Here is a 244-nt window from a genome sequence, read left to right on the forward strand (position 1 = left end):
TTTAAATCAACCGCAAGGGTTTTAGCTAAATAGCTTACGCCCGCTTTTGATGCGCCATACGCTTCTGAACGCGGTAATGGTAAATAAGTAACACTCGAACTAACCATCACTAATTGGCCGCCTGATGTTATTTTGGGTAAAAGTGCTTCTAAGCAATACCCCATAGAAAGTAAGTTAACATTAATAACACGCTCAAAGAGGGCGCTATCAAAATTGCGTGCATCATCAACATACTCGCAATTAC

General features: G+C 40.6%; 1 protein-coding gene. It reads right to left on the reverse strand.

Annotated elements, in window-relative coordinates:
- On the reverse strand, positions 1-244 hold a 244-nt coding region (locus R0K30_RS23140; protein ID WP_410613334.1), incomplete at both ends, for an SDR family NAD(P)-dependent oxidoreductase.

The organism is Bacillus sp. SIMBA_154, from assembly GCF_046536015.1.
Classification (GTDB): Bacteria; Bacillota; Bacilli; order Bacillales; family Bacillaceae; genus Bacillus; species Bacillus pumilus_P.